At 71.6% G+C, this 15,515-nt stretch carries 15 protein-coding genes and 2 tRNA genes; 1 reads left to right on the top strand and 16 read right to left on the bottom strand.

Translation table 11 applies throughout. The features are described from left to right. Nucleotides 1-81: 81 nt before the first annotated feature. From leuS to RM812_RS19735, 11 genes are all read right to left on the bottom strand, one after another. Nucleotides 82-2,976: a leucine--tRNA ligase gene (leuS, locus tag RM812_RS19785; protein ID WP_311574257.1), complete on the bottom strand. Its 2,895-nt coding sequence runs from the start codon at nt 2,974-2,976 to the stop codon at nt 82-84. A gap of 597 nt (nt 2,977-3,573) precedes the next feature. After that, nucleotides 3,574-3,646 (bottom strand) — tRNA-Ala (locus RM812_RS19780). Nucleotides 3,647-3,780: 134 nt separating this feature from the next. Continuing rightward, complete coding sequence (locus RM812_RS19775; protein ID WP_311574255.1) at nt 3,781-4,014, bottom strand: hypothetical protein; 234 nt, start codon at nt 4,012-4,014, stop codon at nt 3,781-3,783. A gap of 3 nt (nt 4,015-4,017) precedes the next feature. Further along, nucleotides 4,018-4,191 carry a hypothetical protein gene (locus tag RM812_RS19770; protein WP_311574253.1) on the bottom strand — a complete coding sequence of 58 codons (174 nt, stop codon included), beginning with the start codon at nt 4,189-4,191 and terminating at the stop codon, nt 4,018-4,020. A 201-nt stretch (nt 4,192-4,392) separates the two neighbouring features. Continuing rightward, a tRNA-Ala gene (locus RM812_RS19765) sits at nt 4,393-4,465 on the bottom strand. 120 nt (nt 4,466-4,585) lie between these two features. Further along, nucleotides 4,586-5,257, bottom strand: a complete 672-nt coding sequence (locus RM812_RS19760) for a histidine phosphatase family protein (RefSeq protein ID WP_311574252.1) — start codon at nt 5,255-5,257, stop codon at nt 4,586-4,588. Further along, nucleotides 5,254-5,700 (bottom strand): ribosome silencing factor, encoded by a 447-nt coding sequence (rsfS, locus tag RM812_RS19755; RefSeq protein ID WP_311574250.1) that lies wholly within the window; start codon nt 5,698-5,700, stop codon nt 5,254-5,256. The genes RM812_RS19760 and rsfS overlap by 4 nt, the downstream gene beginning before the upstream one ends. Nucleotides 5,701-5,785: 85 nt before the next feature. Continuing rightward, nucleotides 5,786-7,594, bottom strand: coding sequence for an LCP family protein (locus RM812_RS19750; protein WP_311574248.1), 1,809 nt, complete (start codon nt 7,592-7,594; stop codon nt 5,786-5,788). A gap of 16 nt (nt 7,595-7,610) precedes the next feature. Then, on the bottom strand, nt 7,611-8,321 hold the full coding sequence (gene nadD, locus RM812_RS19745) for a nicotinate-nucleotide adenylyltransferase (protein WP_311574246.1): 711 nt from the start codon (nt 8,319-8,321) through the stop codon (nt 7,611-7,613). Between the two features lie 58 nt (nt 8,322-8,379). Then, the gene (locus RM812_RS19740) at nt 8,380-8,547 is read right to left on the bottom strand and encodes a hypothetical protein (RefSeq protein WP_311574244.1); all 168 of its coding nucleotides are present in this window, start codon (nt 8,545-8,547) and stop codon (nt 8,380-8,382) included. 121 nt (nt 8,548-8,668) lie between these two features. Continuing rightward, nucleotides 8,669-8,830, bottom strand: coding sequence for a hypothetical protein (locus RM812_RS19735; protein WP_311574243.1), 162 nt, complete (start codon nt 8,828-8,830; stop codon nt 8,669-8,671). Between the two features lie 142 nt (nt 8,831-8,972). Between RM812_RS19735 and RM812_RS19730 the strand changes: the two genes are divergently transcribed. Continuing rightward, nucleotides 8,973-10,115: a M48 family metallopeptidase gene (locus RM812_RS19730; RefSeq protein ID WP_311574405.1), complete on the top strand. Its 1,143-nt coding sequence runs from the start codon at nt 8,973-8,975 to the stop codon at nt 10,113-10,115. A gap of 269 nt (nt 10,116-10,384) precedes the next feature. Here RM812_RS19730 and RM812_RS19725 read toward each other — a convergent pair whose 3' ends face one another. The 5 genes from RM812_RS19725 to proB form a co-directional block, all read right to left on the bottom strand. Beyond that, nucleotides 10,385-11,449, bottom strand: a complete 1,065-nt coding sequence (locus tag RM812_RS19725; RefSeq protein WP_311574241.1) for an SCO2583 family membrane protein — start codon at nt 11,447-11,449, stop codon at nt 10,385-10,387. An 86-nt stretch (nt 11,450-11,535) separates the two neighbouring features. Continuing rightward, entirely contained in the window at nt 11,536-12,105 is a 570-nt protein-coding gene (locus RM812_RS19720) for an SCO2584 family spore wall biosynthesis protein (RefSeq protein WP_449657844.1), read from the bottom strand. Between the two features lie 132 nt (nt 12,106-12,237). Next, nucleotides 12,238-13,524, bottom strand: coding sequence for a glutamate-5-semialdehyde dehydrogenase (locus RM812_RS19715; RefSeq protein ID WP_311574237.1), 1,287 nt, complete (start codon nt 13,522-13,524; stop codon nt 12,238-12,240). 118 nt (nt 13,525-13,642) lie between these two features. Then, complete coding sequence (locus tag RM812_RS19710) at nt 13,643-14,191, bottom strand: hypothetical protein (protein WP_311574235.1); 549 nt, start codon at nt 14,189-14,191, stop codon at nt 13,643-13,645. A gap of 137 nt (nt 14,192-14,328) precedes the next feature. Next, nucleotides 14,329-15,432: a glutamate 5-kinase gene (proB, locus tag RM812_RS19705; RefSeq protein ID WP_311574404.1), complete on the bottom strand. Its 1,104-nt coding sequence runs from the start codon at nt 15,430-15,432 to the stop codon at nt 14,329-14,331. Nucleotides 15,433-15,515: the final 83 nt, after the last annotated feature.

Genomic DNA, 15,515 nt, shown 5'->3' with positions numbered 1-15,515 from the left:
GGTTCCGGCAGAACCCCGAACCTGCCCGCACAGAACCCCGAACCTGCCCGTAGGGGGCTGGTCCGAGCCCGTGGTCGCCGCCTAGGCGGGGACGATGTTCACCAGCTTGGGCGCCCGCACGATCACCTTGCGGATCCCCGCCCCGCCCAGTGCCGCCACGACCTTGTCGTCGGCCAGCGCCACCTTCTCCAGCTCCTCCTCGGAGATCGAGGGGGCGACCTCCAGCCGTGCCTTGACCTTGCCCTTGATCTGGACGACGCAGGTCACGGTCTCGTCCACGACGTAGGCCGGGTCGGCGACCGGGAAGTCCTGGTGGACGACGGAGTCGGTGTGACCCAGCCGGCGCCACAGCTCCTCGGCGACGTGCGGGGCCAGCGGCGCGACCAGCAGCACCAGGCGCTCGGCGACCGACCGCGGGACCACGCCCCCCACCTTCGTCAGGTGGTTGTTCAGCTCGGTGACCTTGGCGATGGCGGTGTTGAAGCGCATGCCCTCCAGGTCCTGGCGCACGCCGTCGATGGCCTTGTGCAGGGCCCGCAGGGTGTCCGTGTCGATGTCGGAGTCCGCGACGTCCGCCACCGTCACCTCGCCGGTGTTCTCGTCGACGACGTTGCGCCACAGCCGCTGCAGCAGCCGGAACTGGCCCACCACCGCGCGCGTGTCCCACGGCCGGGAGACGTCCAGCGGGCCCATCGCCATCTCGTACAGGCGCAGGGTGTCGGCACCGTACTCGGCGCAGATCTCGTCGGGAGTGACCGCGTTCTTCAGGGACTTGCCCATCTTGCCCAGCAGCCGGGAGACCTTCTCGCCCTGGTAGTAGTAGGCGCCGTCGCGCTCCTCCACCTCGGCGGCCGGCACCGCGATGCCGCGGCTGTCCCGGTAGACGTAGGCCTGGATCATGCCCTGGTTGAACAGCTTGTGGAACGGCTCGGCCGAGGAGACATGCCCCAGGTCGAACAGGACCTTGGACCAGAAGCGCGCGTACAGCAGGTGCAGCACGGCGTGCTCGGCGCCACCGACGTACAGGTCGACGCCGCCGTGCGGCAGGCCCTCGCGCGGGCCCATCCAGTACTGCTCGATCTCCGGGTCGACCAGCTTCTCGCTGTTGTGCGGGTCCACGTAGCGCAGCTCGTACCAGCAGGAGCCGGCCCAGTTGGGCATGGTGTTGGTCTCGCGCCGGTACGTGCGCGGACCGCGGCCGTCCCCCAGGTCCAGGGTGACGTTGACCCAGTCCTCGTTGCGTGACAGCGGGGTCTCGGGCCGGGTGTCGGCGTCGTCCGGGTCGAAGGTGCGCGGGGAGTAGTCCTCGACCTCGGGCAGTTCCAGGGGCAGCATCGACTCGGGCAGGGCGTGGGCGATGCCGTCCTCGTCGTAGACGATCGGGAAGGGCTCGCCCCAGTAGCGCTGGCGGCTGAACAGCCAGTCGCGCAGCCGGAAGTTGACGGTGCCCGCGCCGACTCCGGTGCGCTCCAGCCACTCGGTGATGCGGGCCTTGGCGTCGGCGACGCCCAGTCCGTCCAGGCTGATCTCGTCGTTCGACGAGTTCATGATCTTGGCGTCGTACGACCCGAAGGCGTCCTCCCACGTGGCGGGGTCGGTGCCCCGGCCGTCGGTCGGCTCGACGACGCAGCGGATCGGCAGCTCGAAGGCGCGCGCGAACTCGAAGTCGCGCTGGTCACCGGCCGGGACGGCCATGATCGCGCCGGTGCCGTAGCCCATCAGGACGTAGTCGGCGATGAAGACCGGGATCTGTTCGCCGTTGACCGGGTTGGTCGCGTAGGCGCCGATGAAGACGCCGGTCTTGTCCTTGGCCTCGGCCTGCCGCTCGACGTCGGACTTGGACGCGGCCTGCGCGCGGTACGCGGCGACGGCCTCGGTCGGGGTGGCGTGGCCGCCGGTCCACACCTGGTGCGTGCCCTCGGGCCAGGCGGCCGGGGTGAACTTCTCGACCAGCGGGTGCTCGGGCGCCAGCACCATGTAGGTGGCACCGAACAGGGTGTCCTGGCGGGTGGTGAAGACGGTGATGTGCTCGCCGTCGATGGGGAAGTCGACGCGGGCGCCCTCGGAGCGGCCGATCCAGTTGCGCTGCTGCAGCTTGATGGCCTCGGGCCAGTCCAGCTCGTCCAGGTCGTTCAGCAGCCGGTCGGCGTAGGCGGTGATCCGCATGTTCCACTGGCGCAGCTTGGACTTGAAGACGGGGAAGTTGCCGCGCTCGGAGCGGCCGTCGGCGGTGACCTCCTCGTTGGCCAGCACGGTGCCCAGACCGGGGCACCAGTTGACGGGCGCGTCGGAGGCGTAGGCCAGGCGGTACTCGCCCAGGACGTCGGCGCGCTCGGCGTCGGTCAGCCGGTCCCAGGAACCGCCCCCGGGCAGCGCGCGCTCACCGGACTCGAACTGGGCGACCAGCTCGGCGATCGGGCGGGCCTTCCCGGCCTCCGGGTCGTACCAGGAGTTGAAGATCTGCAGGAAGATCCACTGGGTCCACTTGTAGTACTCCGGGTCGATCGTGGCGAACGACCGGCGCTTGTCGTGGCCCAGGCCCAGCCGGCGCAGCTGGGACTTCATGTTCTCCATGTTGGCCTCGGTCGACACCCGCGGGTGCGTGCCGGTCTGCACGGCGTACTGCTCGGCGGGCAGGCCGAAGGCGTCGAAGCCCAGGGTGTGCAGGACGTTGTGGCCGGTCATCCGCTGGAAGCGGGCGAAGACGTCGGTGGCGATGTAGCCCAGGGGGTGACCGACGTGCAGGCCCGCACCGGAGGGGTACGGGAACATGTCCATGATGAACTTCTTGGGCTTGGCGACCAGCTCCGGGTCGCCCGCCAGGTCACCCTTGGGGTTCGGCGCGGCGTACGTCCCCTCGGCGTCCCAGAAGTCCTGCCAGCGTGCCTCGATCTCGGCGGCCATGGCAGCCGTGTAGCGGTGCGGCGCGGCGTCCGCCGACACGGGGGCGGTCGCCGCGGGGTTCGTCTCGCTCATGATCCTCAAAGCTCCATCGATCGTCTCTGCCAGCGGCTGCGACATTCATGACCAGCGGCTGCGATTGCCGGGAAATGAAAAATCCCCTCGCACAGGAGGGGACGCCGCGCCGATTCCGGCCACCGGACTACGACCGGGGCCGGGACTGATCAGCGCGGCTCGCTAAGCAGAAGGCGTACGGCACGCATGGCGTCAGGGTACCGCAGTCGTCGAGCGGCCCGCGACGGGCTTGCGGGCGGGGCACGTTCCGGGCCCTGCGGCCGACAGACCTGAACCAAGGACAAAGGTTACTTCGCGTAACGACCACTAAGGGACATCACGACGGACGCAGTCGTTTGAGACAACGCAACCACTCAAACCCCGCACTCGCGGGTATGGCGCCACTTGGCACCGGGACCGCTTTCCCGAACCGCTTCGGAGTCGCCCCCCTCGGGCTCTTCTCGGGACGCCGCATCGAGGAGGACACCCGGCGACGGGTCACGTCCTCACGCACCGATCTCCCCGGCCCTGGCCCCAGGGCCGGGGACGCCGGGCGCTCGGGCGCTGACATACGAACGAACCCCCCGGATCAGTGATCCGGGAGGTTCGTTCTTCCTGTGGAGCTAAGGAGAATTGAACTCCTGACCTCCTGCATGCCATGCAGGCGCTCTACCAACTGAGCTATAGCCCCTTGCCTTCATGCGGCGAAACCGCATGTTTTCTGCCCCGCCTGGTTTCCCTGGCGGCGACGCCAACATTACACGGTCCACCGGGCCAAACACCAAATCGTTTCCGTTCTGTCCGATTTGGCAGCATATGGGGCCATCAGGCCGTCACGAACGAGTAGAACCGCTTGAGCGTGCAGTGCTCCTCGAGAAGCCGGCCGTAGATCGGCTCGCCCTCGAGTTCGCGGTACGTCTCGATGGGGTCGCCTTTTATGATCAGCGCCCGCGCGCACTCCTCGCACCAGTACTGGTACTGCGGATTGACCGGCTCCATGTCCCGCACGATCGGGGTGCCGCTGCCGCACCAGTCGCACTTCCGCCTGTGTGCACCCATCGATCAGCTCCAGCTGTGGCCGCAGGCCGTGCACACGTACGAGATTCCGCCGTTGTCACCGAGGACCTGGGCCACGTGCGCGGAACCGCAGGAAGGGCAGCTGAGACGGGTGACCGTGTTCCGTGCCACCGCTCCGCCGAGGAGGTGACCGACCTCCTCGAGGATGCTCGCAGGCATCGCCACTCCCTCCCGTCGGGCCGCGGACCCCAGCCGGCCGTTTGATTCTGCCACGACCGGGCCAATACGGTCAGCGACGCCTCAGTACCAGTCCGGACACGGAGTCCCCCGTGGGTGTACGCCGGTGGGACTCCTGTTGCTCAAGCGGATGCAAACGAAAAATCCCGCCCCCCGAGGGGGACGGGATTCGTCCGTGGGCTGTGGAGCTAAGGAGAATTGAACTCCTGACCTCCTGCATGCCATGCAGGCGCTCTACCAACTGAGCTATAGCCCCTTGCGACCACCCGGCGGGCCGTGTGGTGTTTCGCCCCGCTCGGCGGGGCGAACAAGAAGAACTTTAGCCTGCGACCTGCCGGAAAGTGAAATCCGGGCCCCGGGCCCCGTCACCTGCGGCTCAGTCGTCGTCGCCGAGCACCGGTTCCGGCAGCGTGCCGGCGTTGTGCTCCAGCAGACGCCAGCCGCGGGCGCCCTCGCCGAGGACGGACCAGCAGCAGTTGGTCAGGCCGCCCAGGCTCTCCCAGGTGTGCGGTTCCAGCCCGAGGAGGCGGCCGATGGTGGTACGGATCGTGCCGCCGTGGCTGACCACGACGAGGGTGCCGTTCTCGGGGAGCTTCTCGGCGTGCCGGAGCACCACGGGGGCGGCGCGGTCGGCCACCTCGGTCTCCAGCTCGCCGCCGCCGCGGCGGACCGGCTCGCCGCGCTTCCACGCCGCGTACTCCTCGCCGTGCCGGGCGATGATCTCGTCGTGCGTCAGCCCCTGCCAGACGCCCGCGTAGGTCTCCCGCAGGCCTTCCTCCAGGGTCACCTCCAGGCCGGTGAGCGCGGCGAGCTCGGCGGCCGTGCGCGCGGCCCGCTCGAGGTCGGAGGCGACGATCGCGTCGGGCCGCAGGTGGACGAGCAGCTGGGCGGCGCGGCGGGCCTGGGCGACGCCGGTCTCGGTGAGGTCGACGTCCGTGGAGCCCTGGAAGCGGCGCTCCACGTTCCACGAGGTCTGGCCGTGCCGCCAAAGGATGACGCGCCGGCCGCGGCCCGGCTGCCCGGCCGTCACCTCACCGGTGGCGCTCATCGCCAGTCCCCGTCGGTCTCCGTCGCCTCCTCGGCGGCCTGGAGCCTGGCGTGCTCCTCCGCCTTGCCGCGGGTCTCCTTGGCGTCGGCGGGCAGCTCCAGCTCGGGGCAGTCCTTCCACAGCCGCTCCAGGGCGTAGAAGACGCGCTCCTCGCTGTGCTGGACGTGGACGACGATGTCGACGTAGTCGAGCAGGATCCAGCGGGCCTCGCGGTCGCCCTCACGGCGGACCGGCTTGACGCCGAGCTCCTTGCTGAGCCGCTCCTCGATCTCGTCGACGATCGACTTGACCTGGCGGTCGTTGGGCGCGGAGGCCAGCAGGAAGGCATCCGTGATCGACAGCACGTCGCTGACGTCGTAGGCGATGATGTCGTGCGCGAGCTTGTCGGCGGCCGCCTGCGCGGCGGTGTTGATGAGTTCGATGGAGCGGTCGGTCGCGGTCACTGCCTGGCTTTCGGGTCGGCGGTCGGTTGACCTCAAGGGTCTCACGACCGCCGACGACACCCCACGTGGCGAACGACGCCGCCCGCTACGACGCCGGTGCGTAGTCCCGGCCGAGAACCACCGAGACCTTCGCGTTGGCGGAGACCTCGCCCTGGGTGACGGAGTCGGTGGGCAGGCCCAGGGTCTTGGCGACCTGGACGGCGTCCTCCTTGTCGGCGGCCTCGGCGTAGACCACCTTCGACGTGGCCTCGGTACCGGACGCGGTGCCGCCCTCCAGGAAGGTGAATCCGCCGTTGAGGAGGACGACGCGGGCCTTGCCGGCGCGGTCCTCGACACCGGTGGCGTTCCGGACGGAGACGCTGACGGCCGCGTCCTTGTCGGGGCTCTTCGCGGTGCCTCCGAGGACGTCCTTGACGACGCCGTCGGCGGCCTCGGCACCGAGCCTGCCGTCGTCCTCCACGGGCAGCAGCTCGGTCTTGAAGTCGCCGCCCTTGGCGAGGTCGGAGAGGCCGGCGAGGAAGGAGCCGAGGTCCTTCTCGGTCAGCGGCGGGTCGAGGATCAGCCCCAGGGTCTGGATGGTGGTCGTCGCGGCCTGCGGGTCGGAGGAGAGCTTGCGCAGCACCCCCTGCATGACCTGCCCGAACCGCTGCAACTGGGCGTCGGCCCGCTCGCCGGAACCGCGGTGGGTGGCGTAGGCGACGGCCATCTTGCCGCTGAGGGTCTGGCCCTGGCCCTTGCGCACGAGGGGCGTCGCGCCCTTGTTCTTGGCCTGCGGGTCGGGGACGTCGGTGTCGGTGTCGATGTCGATGTTGCCGACCAGGTCGACGAGGACCTGGAGGTACGGGGTGTCCAGGCGCCAGGTGCCCTCGATGTCGGTGCCGAGGGCCGAGTCGAGCGCGGTACGGGTGGCGTCGGGGCCGTCGTCGTCGACGGACTTGGCGAGCGTGGTGGTGGTGCCGTCGTCGCCGGTCAGAGTGAGGGAGTTCGGCACCAGGACGGCGGCGCCCCGCTTGGTGGTGGCGTTGTCCACGAGCAGCGCGGTGGAGGTGCCGCCGCCGTTGGTGTCGTGCAGGTGGACGGCGATCACGTCCCGCTTCTGGGCACCCGCCGCCGTCGTACCGCCCGGCTTGGAGTCCGAGGAGGACAGGCCGGGCAGTTTCCCGGCGTACCAGAGGTAACCGACCCCGCCGACCACGACCAGCGCCAGGACGACGGCCAGGGCGACGACACGCGCGCGTGCGCGACGCCGGGCCTCCTCACGGCGCTCGGTCCGGTTCTCCGTGAACTTCATCCAGTCGATGACGTCCTCGGAGTCGTCGGTCGGCTCCTCGACGAAGGCGAACTGCTCGGTGTGGTACTCCCGGTCGGGTTCGTCGGGGCCGCCCGCCGGTGCTGCGGCTTCCGCCTCCTCGGGCGGGCCCGCCTGCTGCGGGATGTGGGCGGTCTGCTCGGCGACCCGGGGCTGCGGGCCACTGGTCGCGGCCTCGCCGTACGGGTCGTACGACCCGTACGACCCGTACGGAGACTGCGTGGGCGGGCCGCCCTGGGGGCCGGCGTGGCCGTCGCCGTACGCCGCGTACTGCCGACCGGTGTCGTAGCCGGTCTGGGAGCCGTAGGCGTCATACGGGTCGTACGGCTCCCGGCCGGGCTGCCGGCCGCCCGTGGTGTACGGGTCGTAGCCGTGGTCCTGTTGGCCGTACTGCCGGCCCTGCTGCTGCGCGTACGGGTCGTACGGCTGCTGCGGGCCGGGCTGGGCCGGGGCCTGTCCTTGGGCCTGTCCTTGGACAGGTCCTTGGGCCTGGGCCGGGCGGTACACCGGCCGGCCGTACTCGTCGTAGCCGACGAGTTCGTACGGGTCGCCGCCCCCGTACCCCGCGTCGTATCCGTCGTTCACCGGTGCCCCTCTCGGCTCACTCGCCGCGGTACAGCCGGCGCTTGTCGATGTAGCGCACTACTCCGTCCGGCACCAGATACCAGACGGGATCACCCTTGGCGACTCTCGCACGGCAGTCCGTGGAGGAGATGGCGAGGGCGGGGACCTCGACGAGCGAGACGCCCCCCTTGGGGAGTCCGGCGTCCGTCAGCGTGTGACCGGGCCGGGTGACGCCGATGAAGTGCGCGAGGGAGAAGAGCTCCTCGCTGTCGCGCCAGGTGAGGATCTGCGCGAGGGCGTCGGCGCCGGTGATGAAGAACAGGTCCGAGTCGGGGTTGAGTGCCCGCAGGTCGCGCAGGGTGTCCACGGTGTAGGTGGGGCCGCCGCGGTCGATGTCGATGCGGCTCACCGAGAACTGCGGGTTCTCGACCGTCGCGACGACCGTCATCAGGTAGCGGTCCTCGGCGGCCGAGACCGTGCGGTGGCTCTTCTGCCACGGCTGCCCGGTGGGCACGAACACCACCTCGTCGAGGTGGAACTGCGCGGCCACCTCACTGGCCGCCACCAGGTGCCCGTGGTGGATCGGGTCGAAGGTGCCGCCCATGACGCCGAGACGGCGCTTGCCCGACCGCGACGGGCCGTTGCCCGGGCCGGTGGCACGGGCGGGCACGGCGCGGTTCTGCGTGCCACGCGCCGGGGCGTGCGCCGTGTCGTGCGCCGGCCCCGTAGGCATGTCCTGCTCTCCCATGCGTGCAGACCCTACCGGCCCGGCCCGAGGGCTCCGGCCGGGCCCATGGACCCCGCGCTCAGCGGTCGCGGTTGAACCGGGTGGTGATCCACAGCAGGAGCATCAGGATGACGAACGCGCCGATGCCGGTGACGTAGGGGCTGAGGCTCTCGTGGTTGCCGCCGTGCTCCTCGCCGCCCTCGGCGGCAAGGGTGACAAACTGGGCAGCGGTGCTGGGGAAGCTCATCTTCGGCAGGACCTATCCGGTGTGGGCGGGACAAAGACGTCCGCTCATCGTATGCGGGCGCCTCGGCGGCGATCACGCCGACTCCGCCGTTGGGGACGCTCCGGGGAACCTTCGGATCGCCTCAGTCGTCCTTCCGCTTGTACCCCCGCAGCAGGAACCACGCCGTCAGCACACAGCCCAGCACCATCACGATCAGAACGATCCGGAGCAGATTTCCCGGCCCTTGCTCTCCGGCCGCGGTCGCCGCCGCGGCGAGCCAGTCGGTGTGGGGGGTGTGCGCCATGACGTGGACTCCTTCGCTGTACTGCCCGTCCACGGTATCTCCGCCGGGGCCGGGCACGGCTTCGGGGGCGCAAAGGGCCGCACAAGGGTTCGCAAAGGGCCAGACATACGCACAGGCCACACATACGCACATGGGGGAAGACATGTCCGACGGCCGGCAGCACAACGGGCACGAGAGCGTGCCGAGCAGGCAGCGCAGGCGCTACCCGGGAATCTCCTCGCGTGCGTACGAGCATCCGGCCGACCGCAGCGCGCTGGTGGCGCTGCGCAAGCTGAGCGGCTTCGACACGGTCTTCAAGGCGCTGAGCGGCCTGCTGCCGGAGCGGAGCCTGAGGCTGCTGTTCCTGTCCGACTCGGTGCGCGTCTCGGACCGGCAGTTCGCCCATCTGCACGTCATGCTGCGCGACGCCTGCTACATCCTGGACCTGGAGAAGGTCCCCCCGATGTACGTCAACCAGGACCCGACTCCGAACGCGATGTGCATCGGCCTGGACGAGCCGATCATCGTCGTCACCACGGGCCTCGTCGAGCTGCTCGACGAGGAGGAGATGCGGGCGGTCGTCGGGCACGAGGTCGGGCACGCGCTGTCCGGGCACTCGGTGTACCGGACCGTCCTGCTCTTCCTGACCTCCCTCGCGGTCCGGGTCGCCTGGATCCCGCTGGGCAACCTGGCGATCATGGCGATCGTGACCGCGCTGCGTGAGTGGTTCCGCAAGTCGGAGCTGTCCGCCGACCGCGCGGGCCTGCTGGTCGGCCAGGACCTGCAGGCCTCCATGCGGGGCCTGATGAAGATCGCGGGCGGCAACCACCTGCACGAGATGAACGTGGACGCGTTCCTGGAGCAGGCCGACGAGTACGAGGCCGGGGGCGACCTGCGCGACTCCGTGCTGAAGATCCTCAACGTGCTGCCCCGCTCGCACCCCTTCACCACGGTGCGGGCCGCCGAGCTGAAGAAGTGGGCGGCCTCCCGGGACTACCAGCGGATCATGGACGGTCACTACCCGCGGCGCGACGAGGACAAGGACACCTCGGTCCGGGACTCCTTCCGCGACTCGGCCTCCAGCTACGCCACGCACGTCCGCAGCTCCAAGGACCCCCTGATGAAGCTGGTGAACGACATCGCCGGCGGCGCCGGTGACCTCGGCGACCGGGTGCGGCGGGGCTTCGGCGGCTTCACGGCCTCCCAGCCGAGGCCGCCCAAGGACCCGGACGGCCCGGACGGCCCCGGGGACGCCGGCGACGGCCCGCAGACCCCGGACGACCGCCCACCGCGCGACGGCGCCTGAGCCTCCGCCTCGGGCGGACGGGCCACGAGCCGAACCCGGCGGTGCCCGTCGGCGCGAACGCGCCGCCCGGCCCGCCACGGACGCCGGCCCACACCCGAACCCGGCCGCGTCGGTGCCCGTCCGACCGCACGCGTACGCAGGGGCACGGCGCCGACGCCGGACACTCGGCCGGTGCGGCGCGCTCAGCCGGCGCGGAGCCCGACCCGCACCCTCCGCGGCGCCGGCCGCTCGGCGCCGGTACCGCCCGCCGGATGGTGCCCCGGCCGCCGTCAGACCGCCGGCTGGGCGCCCTTCGCGAGGGTGCCGCACAGGGCGGTGGCGTTGTGCGTGGTGTACGGGTCGGTGTCGGCGGGGCCGCCGCTCCTGGCCGTCTGGCCCGCGAGCAGCGGGCGGAGGTGGTTGGCCGAGTCCTCGACGCAGGAGAGCGGACCGGCCTGCACAGAGGTGGCGACGAGCTGGGTCTGGTGCAGCCGCAGGTCGTCCCGGTCGAAGCGGAAGTGCAGCTCGCGCCGGACGGTGAACAGCGACACCTCGGCCCGCTCCTCACCGGCCGGCCGCAGCGGGTAGACGACGGTGTGGTCGGCGGTGACCTCCAGCGTGGACGCGTCGCTCTCCGCGACCCGCAGGCTTCCCCGCACCCGGATCTCGTCGGCGGCCAGCTCGGCCCGCGCCGGGTCGAAGCGCACCAGCCATCCGGTGGGCGCGTGCCGGCCGTCCGCGGCGGGCCGGCCGAAGCTCGCGTCGAACTGGCCGAGCTGGTCCGGATCCAGCAGCACCCGCACCGAGCGGACCTCCCCGCCACCGAGCACGTCCGGGTCCAGCGCCGAACGCACGATGTAGGTCTTGGCGGTGGTCAGCGCGTTCCGCACCTGCTCGTCCGAGAAGTGCGCGGTGCGCGGGGCGGCCGGCAGCGGGATGCCCGCGGCGCCGGTCCGGAAGTGCGCGGCGGGACTGCGCTCGTACAGGTGGGCCACGTCCTCGGTACCGGGCACCCTGCCCTGGGGGGCCAGGGGGACGACGGTCATCCGCACCGGCTCGGCGGGCCGCGCGGAGGGGCTCTGGTACGGGTGCCGCACGCCCATGTAGATCGCAGTGCCGAAGGCGACGGCGATCAGCACGACGAGGATCAGGGCCTGTCGGGACAGCCCCCGGTGCAGTGGCGCGCGGCGGCGTACGGCCGGCGTGTGGTCGGCCATGCGCTCTTGGGCGGAGAACTCCTGGAGCCGGGCAGCACGGACGAACGACTCGTCGAAGACGACGGATCGGTACTCGTCCTCTCCGCCTCCGGGCGCGCCCTCGGGCGTCCCTCCGGGCGGGTCGCCAGGCCCTGCCATACCTTCAGGGTAGGTCCGGGGAAGGTCGCGTAAACGCGCCGGTGCAGGTCAAGTTGGGCCAGGTTCGTGCCGCCGGAGACTGCAGGTCAGGGGCTGCGCGGAATGACCGGGACGGCCGACTGGGAGTAGTCGGCGGAGGCCGAGGGTGCCACCGGGCCGCCCTGCTCGGGACCGGTCGAGGCGGGCGGCGGCACCTGTTCCGTGCTGCTGCCCCCGGACGCTCCCCGGTAGACGGCCACGAAGGCCAGCGCGACCATGCCGACGCCCATCACGACGGCGAGCATCCAGGCGACGGGCCGGTGCCAGCGGACCTGCCTGCCGTACGCCGCGGGAGCGCCGTACGGGCGGTCGAGGAGGTCGCGGTCGTCGTCCGGATCGTCGAAGTCGGGATCATGGCCGAAGTCGCCGTACCCGTCGTCGTAGCGCTCGGCCCGGGTGCGGCCCCGGCGGGCCGCTTCCGCCTCGGTGGCCTCGGCTCTGGCCTCCGCGGCGGCCAGGAGGCGTTCGACGGCGGTCGGCTCGTGCACCTCGGCCGCCTGTACGAAGGCCTCGTCGAAGACCACGGAGGCGAACTCTTCGTCCGACACCCCGTGGTCGTGGTCGTCGTCGGGCTCCCAGCCGTCAGGGAACGGCCTACCCCCCACGTCCTCCGGCACGGGTCCACAGTAGACCTGGTGGGTCATTTTGGGCAGACGGCGGGGAAATTCATCCAGTGGGTGAGATGCCCCGTTCGGGTCATGGGCGCGGCCCGCGGCGCGTGCCCGTCGCACATGCCCCCGGCGGGTGCCTCAGCGCCGCACGTGCCCGTCACCCGTGACGATGTACTTGGTGCTGGTCAGCTCCGGCAGCCCCATCGGGCCCCGGGCGTGCAGCTTCTGCGTGGAGATGCCGATCTCCGCACCGAAGCCGAACTGGCCGCCGTCGGTGAAGCGGGTGGACGTGTTCACCGCCACCGTCGTGGAGTCGACCAGCTGGGTGAAGCGCCGGGCGGCCTGCTGCGAGGTCGTCACGATCGCCTCGGTGTGGCCGGAGGTCCACAGCCGGATGTGCTCGACGGCCTTGTCGAGGGAGTCGACGACCGCCGCGGCGATGTCGTAGGACAGGTACTCCGTCTCCCAGTCCTCCGGTGTGGCCTCGACGGCCGTCACCTTGGAGTCCGCGGCGTACGCCATCACGCGCTCGTCGGCGTGCACCGTGACCCCGGCCGCCGCGAGGGCGTCCAGCGCGCGGGGCAGGAAGTCGGCGGCGATGTCCCGGTGGACCAGGAGGGTCTCGGCGGCGTTGCAGACGCTCACGCGCTGCGCCTTGGAGTTGATCAGGATGTCGACGGCCATGTCGAGGTCGGCCTGCGCGTCGACGTAGACGTGGCAGTTGCCGGTGCCGGTCTCGATGACGGGGACGGTGGACTCCTGGACGACCGTGTTGATCAGCGAGGCGCCGCCGCGCGGGATGAGCACGTCGACCAGGCCGCGGGCCCGCATCAGCTCGCGCACGCTCTCACGGCTCTCGCCGGGCACCAGCTGCACGGCGTCGGCGGGCAGCCCGGCCCCGCCGACGGCGTCGCGGACGACCCGGACGAGGGCGGTGTTGGACTGGTAGGCGGAGGAGGAGCCGCGCAGCAGCACGGCGTTGCCGGACTTCAGGCACAGGGCGGCGGCGTCGACCGTGACGTTGGGCCGGCCCTCGTAGATGATGCCGACGACGCCGAGGGGTACGCGGACCTGGCGCAGGTCGATGCCGTTGGGGAGGGTGGAGCCGCGCACGACCTCGCCGACCGGGTCGGGCAGCGCGACGACGTCGCGCACGTCGGAGGCGATGGCGCGGACCCGCTCCGGGGTCAGCGTCAGCCGGTCGATGATGGCCTCGCTGGTCCCGGCGGCGCGCGCCTTGGCCACGTCCTGGGCGTTGGCCTCGACGATCTCGCTCGTACGGACCTCCAGCGCGTCCGCGACGGCGAGCAGCGCGTCGTCCTTGGCGGCCCGCGGCAGCGGCGCGAGGTCGGCCGCGGCGGCCTTGGCCCGGTAGGCGGCCCGGGTGACCGGGGACATCGAGTCGTACGGCGAGAGCGTGGTCATGGGGGGAAGGGTAGTGGGCCCGGCCGAACCGGCCGCCGCCCGTCCCGAACCCCGAGACAGGTGCCGGACAGGGCGGAAAGGCGCGTACCGGGCAGGGGTGACACGTACCCGGACGGGATCAGAAGGGGTGGACTCCGACCGGTGTCGCGGGTGCCGGTCCGTACCCCGCGGCGATGCGCTGGTGGTAGGTCACCCGGTCGATGACCTCCAGGCCGACGATCTCCCAGGGCGGCAGTCCCGCGGTCTGCCGGTGCTCACCCCACAGGCGCAGGGCGACGGCGGCGGCGTCGTGCAGGTCGCGGGCCTCTTCCCAGTACCGGATCTCCGCGTGGTCGTCGGCGTATCTGCTGGTCAGCAGGAAGGGGTGGTCGTGGGCGAGCTGCTCCAGGGCGCGCCGGACCTCGGTGAGCGGGGCCCGGGCGCCGGAGACGCTGAGGGTGACGTGCCACAGGCGCGGGGTGTGCTCGGGCTCCTCGCTCCGGAACCGGTCGCCGGCCGAGACACTGGTCAGGGCGCGCTCCTCGCCGGTGGTGCGGGATCCGCCGCGTGAGCCGGTGCCGCCGCGGGCGCCCGTGCCGGCGCGGGAGCCCGCGCCGCGTGAGCCGGTGCCGCTGCGGGAGCCCGTACCACCGTGGGGCGCCGCCGCCCCAGGGCGCACTTCGCTCACGACGGGCCTCCTTCACGCACACGGCTCGGCCCGGTGGTGGGCCGGGCTTGTCCCTTGAGGAAAGTTGAGCAGCCCACAGAAGATCGCGGGGCGGTTTCACGGAACGTCCACCGCCGATTCAGGGACGTTTCCCCCTATTACGGGTGCAGGATCACCAGATCGTCCCTGTGTACGATCTCGCGTTCGTACGCCGGTCCGAGTTCGCGGGCCAGTTCCCGGGTGGAGTGGCCGAGCAGCCGGGGGATCTCCCTGGCGTCGAAGCTGACGAGCCCCCGGGCCACCGCGCGCCCCGCGGCGTCCCGCAGCTCCACGGGGTCGCCCGCGGCGAACTCGCCCTCGACGGCCGCGATCCCGGCCGGCAGCAGCGACTTGCGGCCCTCGACGACCGCGCGCACCGCCCCGTCGTCGAGGACGAGCGCCCCCTGCGGGGTGGAGGCGTGCTGGAGCCACAGCAGCCGGTCGGCGGAGCGTTTGCCGGTGGCGTGGAAGTAGGTCCCGGTGTCCCTGCCGGCCAGGCCGTCGGCCGCGTGCACCGCGCTGGTCAGGACCACGGGGATGCCGGCGGCGGCGGCGATCCGGGCCGCCTCGACCTTGGTGACCATGCCGCCGGTGCCGACGCCGGCCTTGCCCGCGCTGCCGATGTCGACGCCCGCGAGGTCGGCCGGCCCCCGCACCTGGGCCAGTCGCGAGGTGCCCGGCCTGCTCGGGTCGCCGTCGTACACGCCGTCCACGTCGGAGAGCAGCACCAGGAGGTCGGCGCGGACCAGGTGGGCGACGAGGGCGGCGAGCCGGTCGTTGTCGCCGAAGCGGATCTCGTCGGTGGCGACGGTGTCGTTCTCGTTGACGATCGGGAAGGCGCCCATCGCCAGCAGCTTGTCGAGGGTGCGGGAGGCGTTGCGGTGGTGGGCGCGGCGGCTCATGTCGTCGCTGGTGAGCAGCACCTGGCCGACACGGACGCCGTAGCGGGCGAAGGAGGCGGTGTAGCGGGCGACCAGCAGGCCCTGGCCGACGCTGGCGGCGGCCTGCTGGCGGGCCAGGTCCCGGGGGCGGCGGCGCAGGCCCAGCGGGGCGAGGCCGGCGGCGATGGCGCCGGAGGAGACGAGGACGATCTCCTTGTCCGTCCCCCGCACCTTGGCCAGCACGTCGACGAGCGCGTCGACCCGGTCGGCGTCCAGGCCGCCCGCGGCGGTGGTCAGCGACGAGGAACCGACCTTGACGACGATCCTGCGGGCCTCGCCCACGGCCTGCCTTTCCCCTGTCACTGTGCCGTCCGCCCTCCCGCGTCGACGCGTGCCGGTCCGCACGCTCGCCAGGCAATCTACGC

The organism is Streptomyces lancefieldiae (assembly GCF_031845825.1).
GTDB lineage: Bacteria > Actinomycetota > Actinomycetes > Streptomycetales > Streptomycetaceae > Streptomyces > Streptomyces lancefieldiae.
Note: the sequence above shows the minus strand (reverse complement) of the source record. Positions and strands in the feature narration are given on the sequence as shown.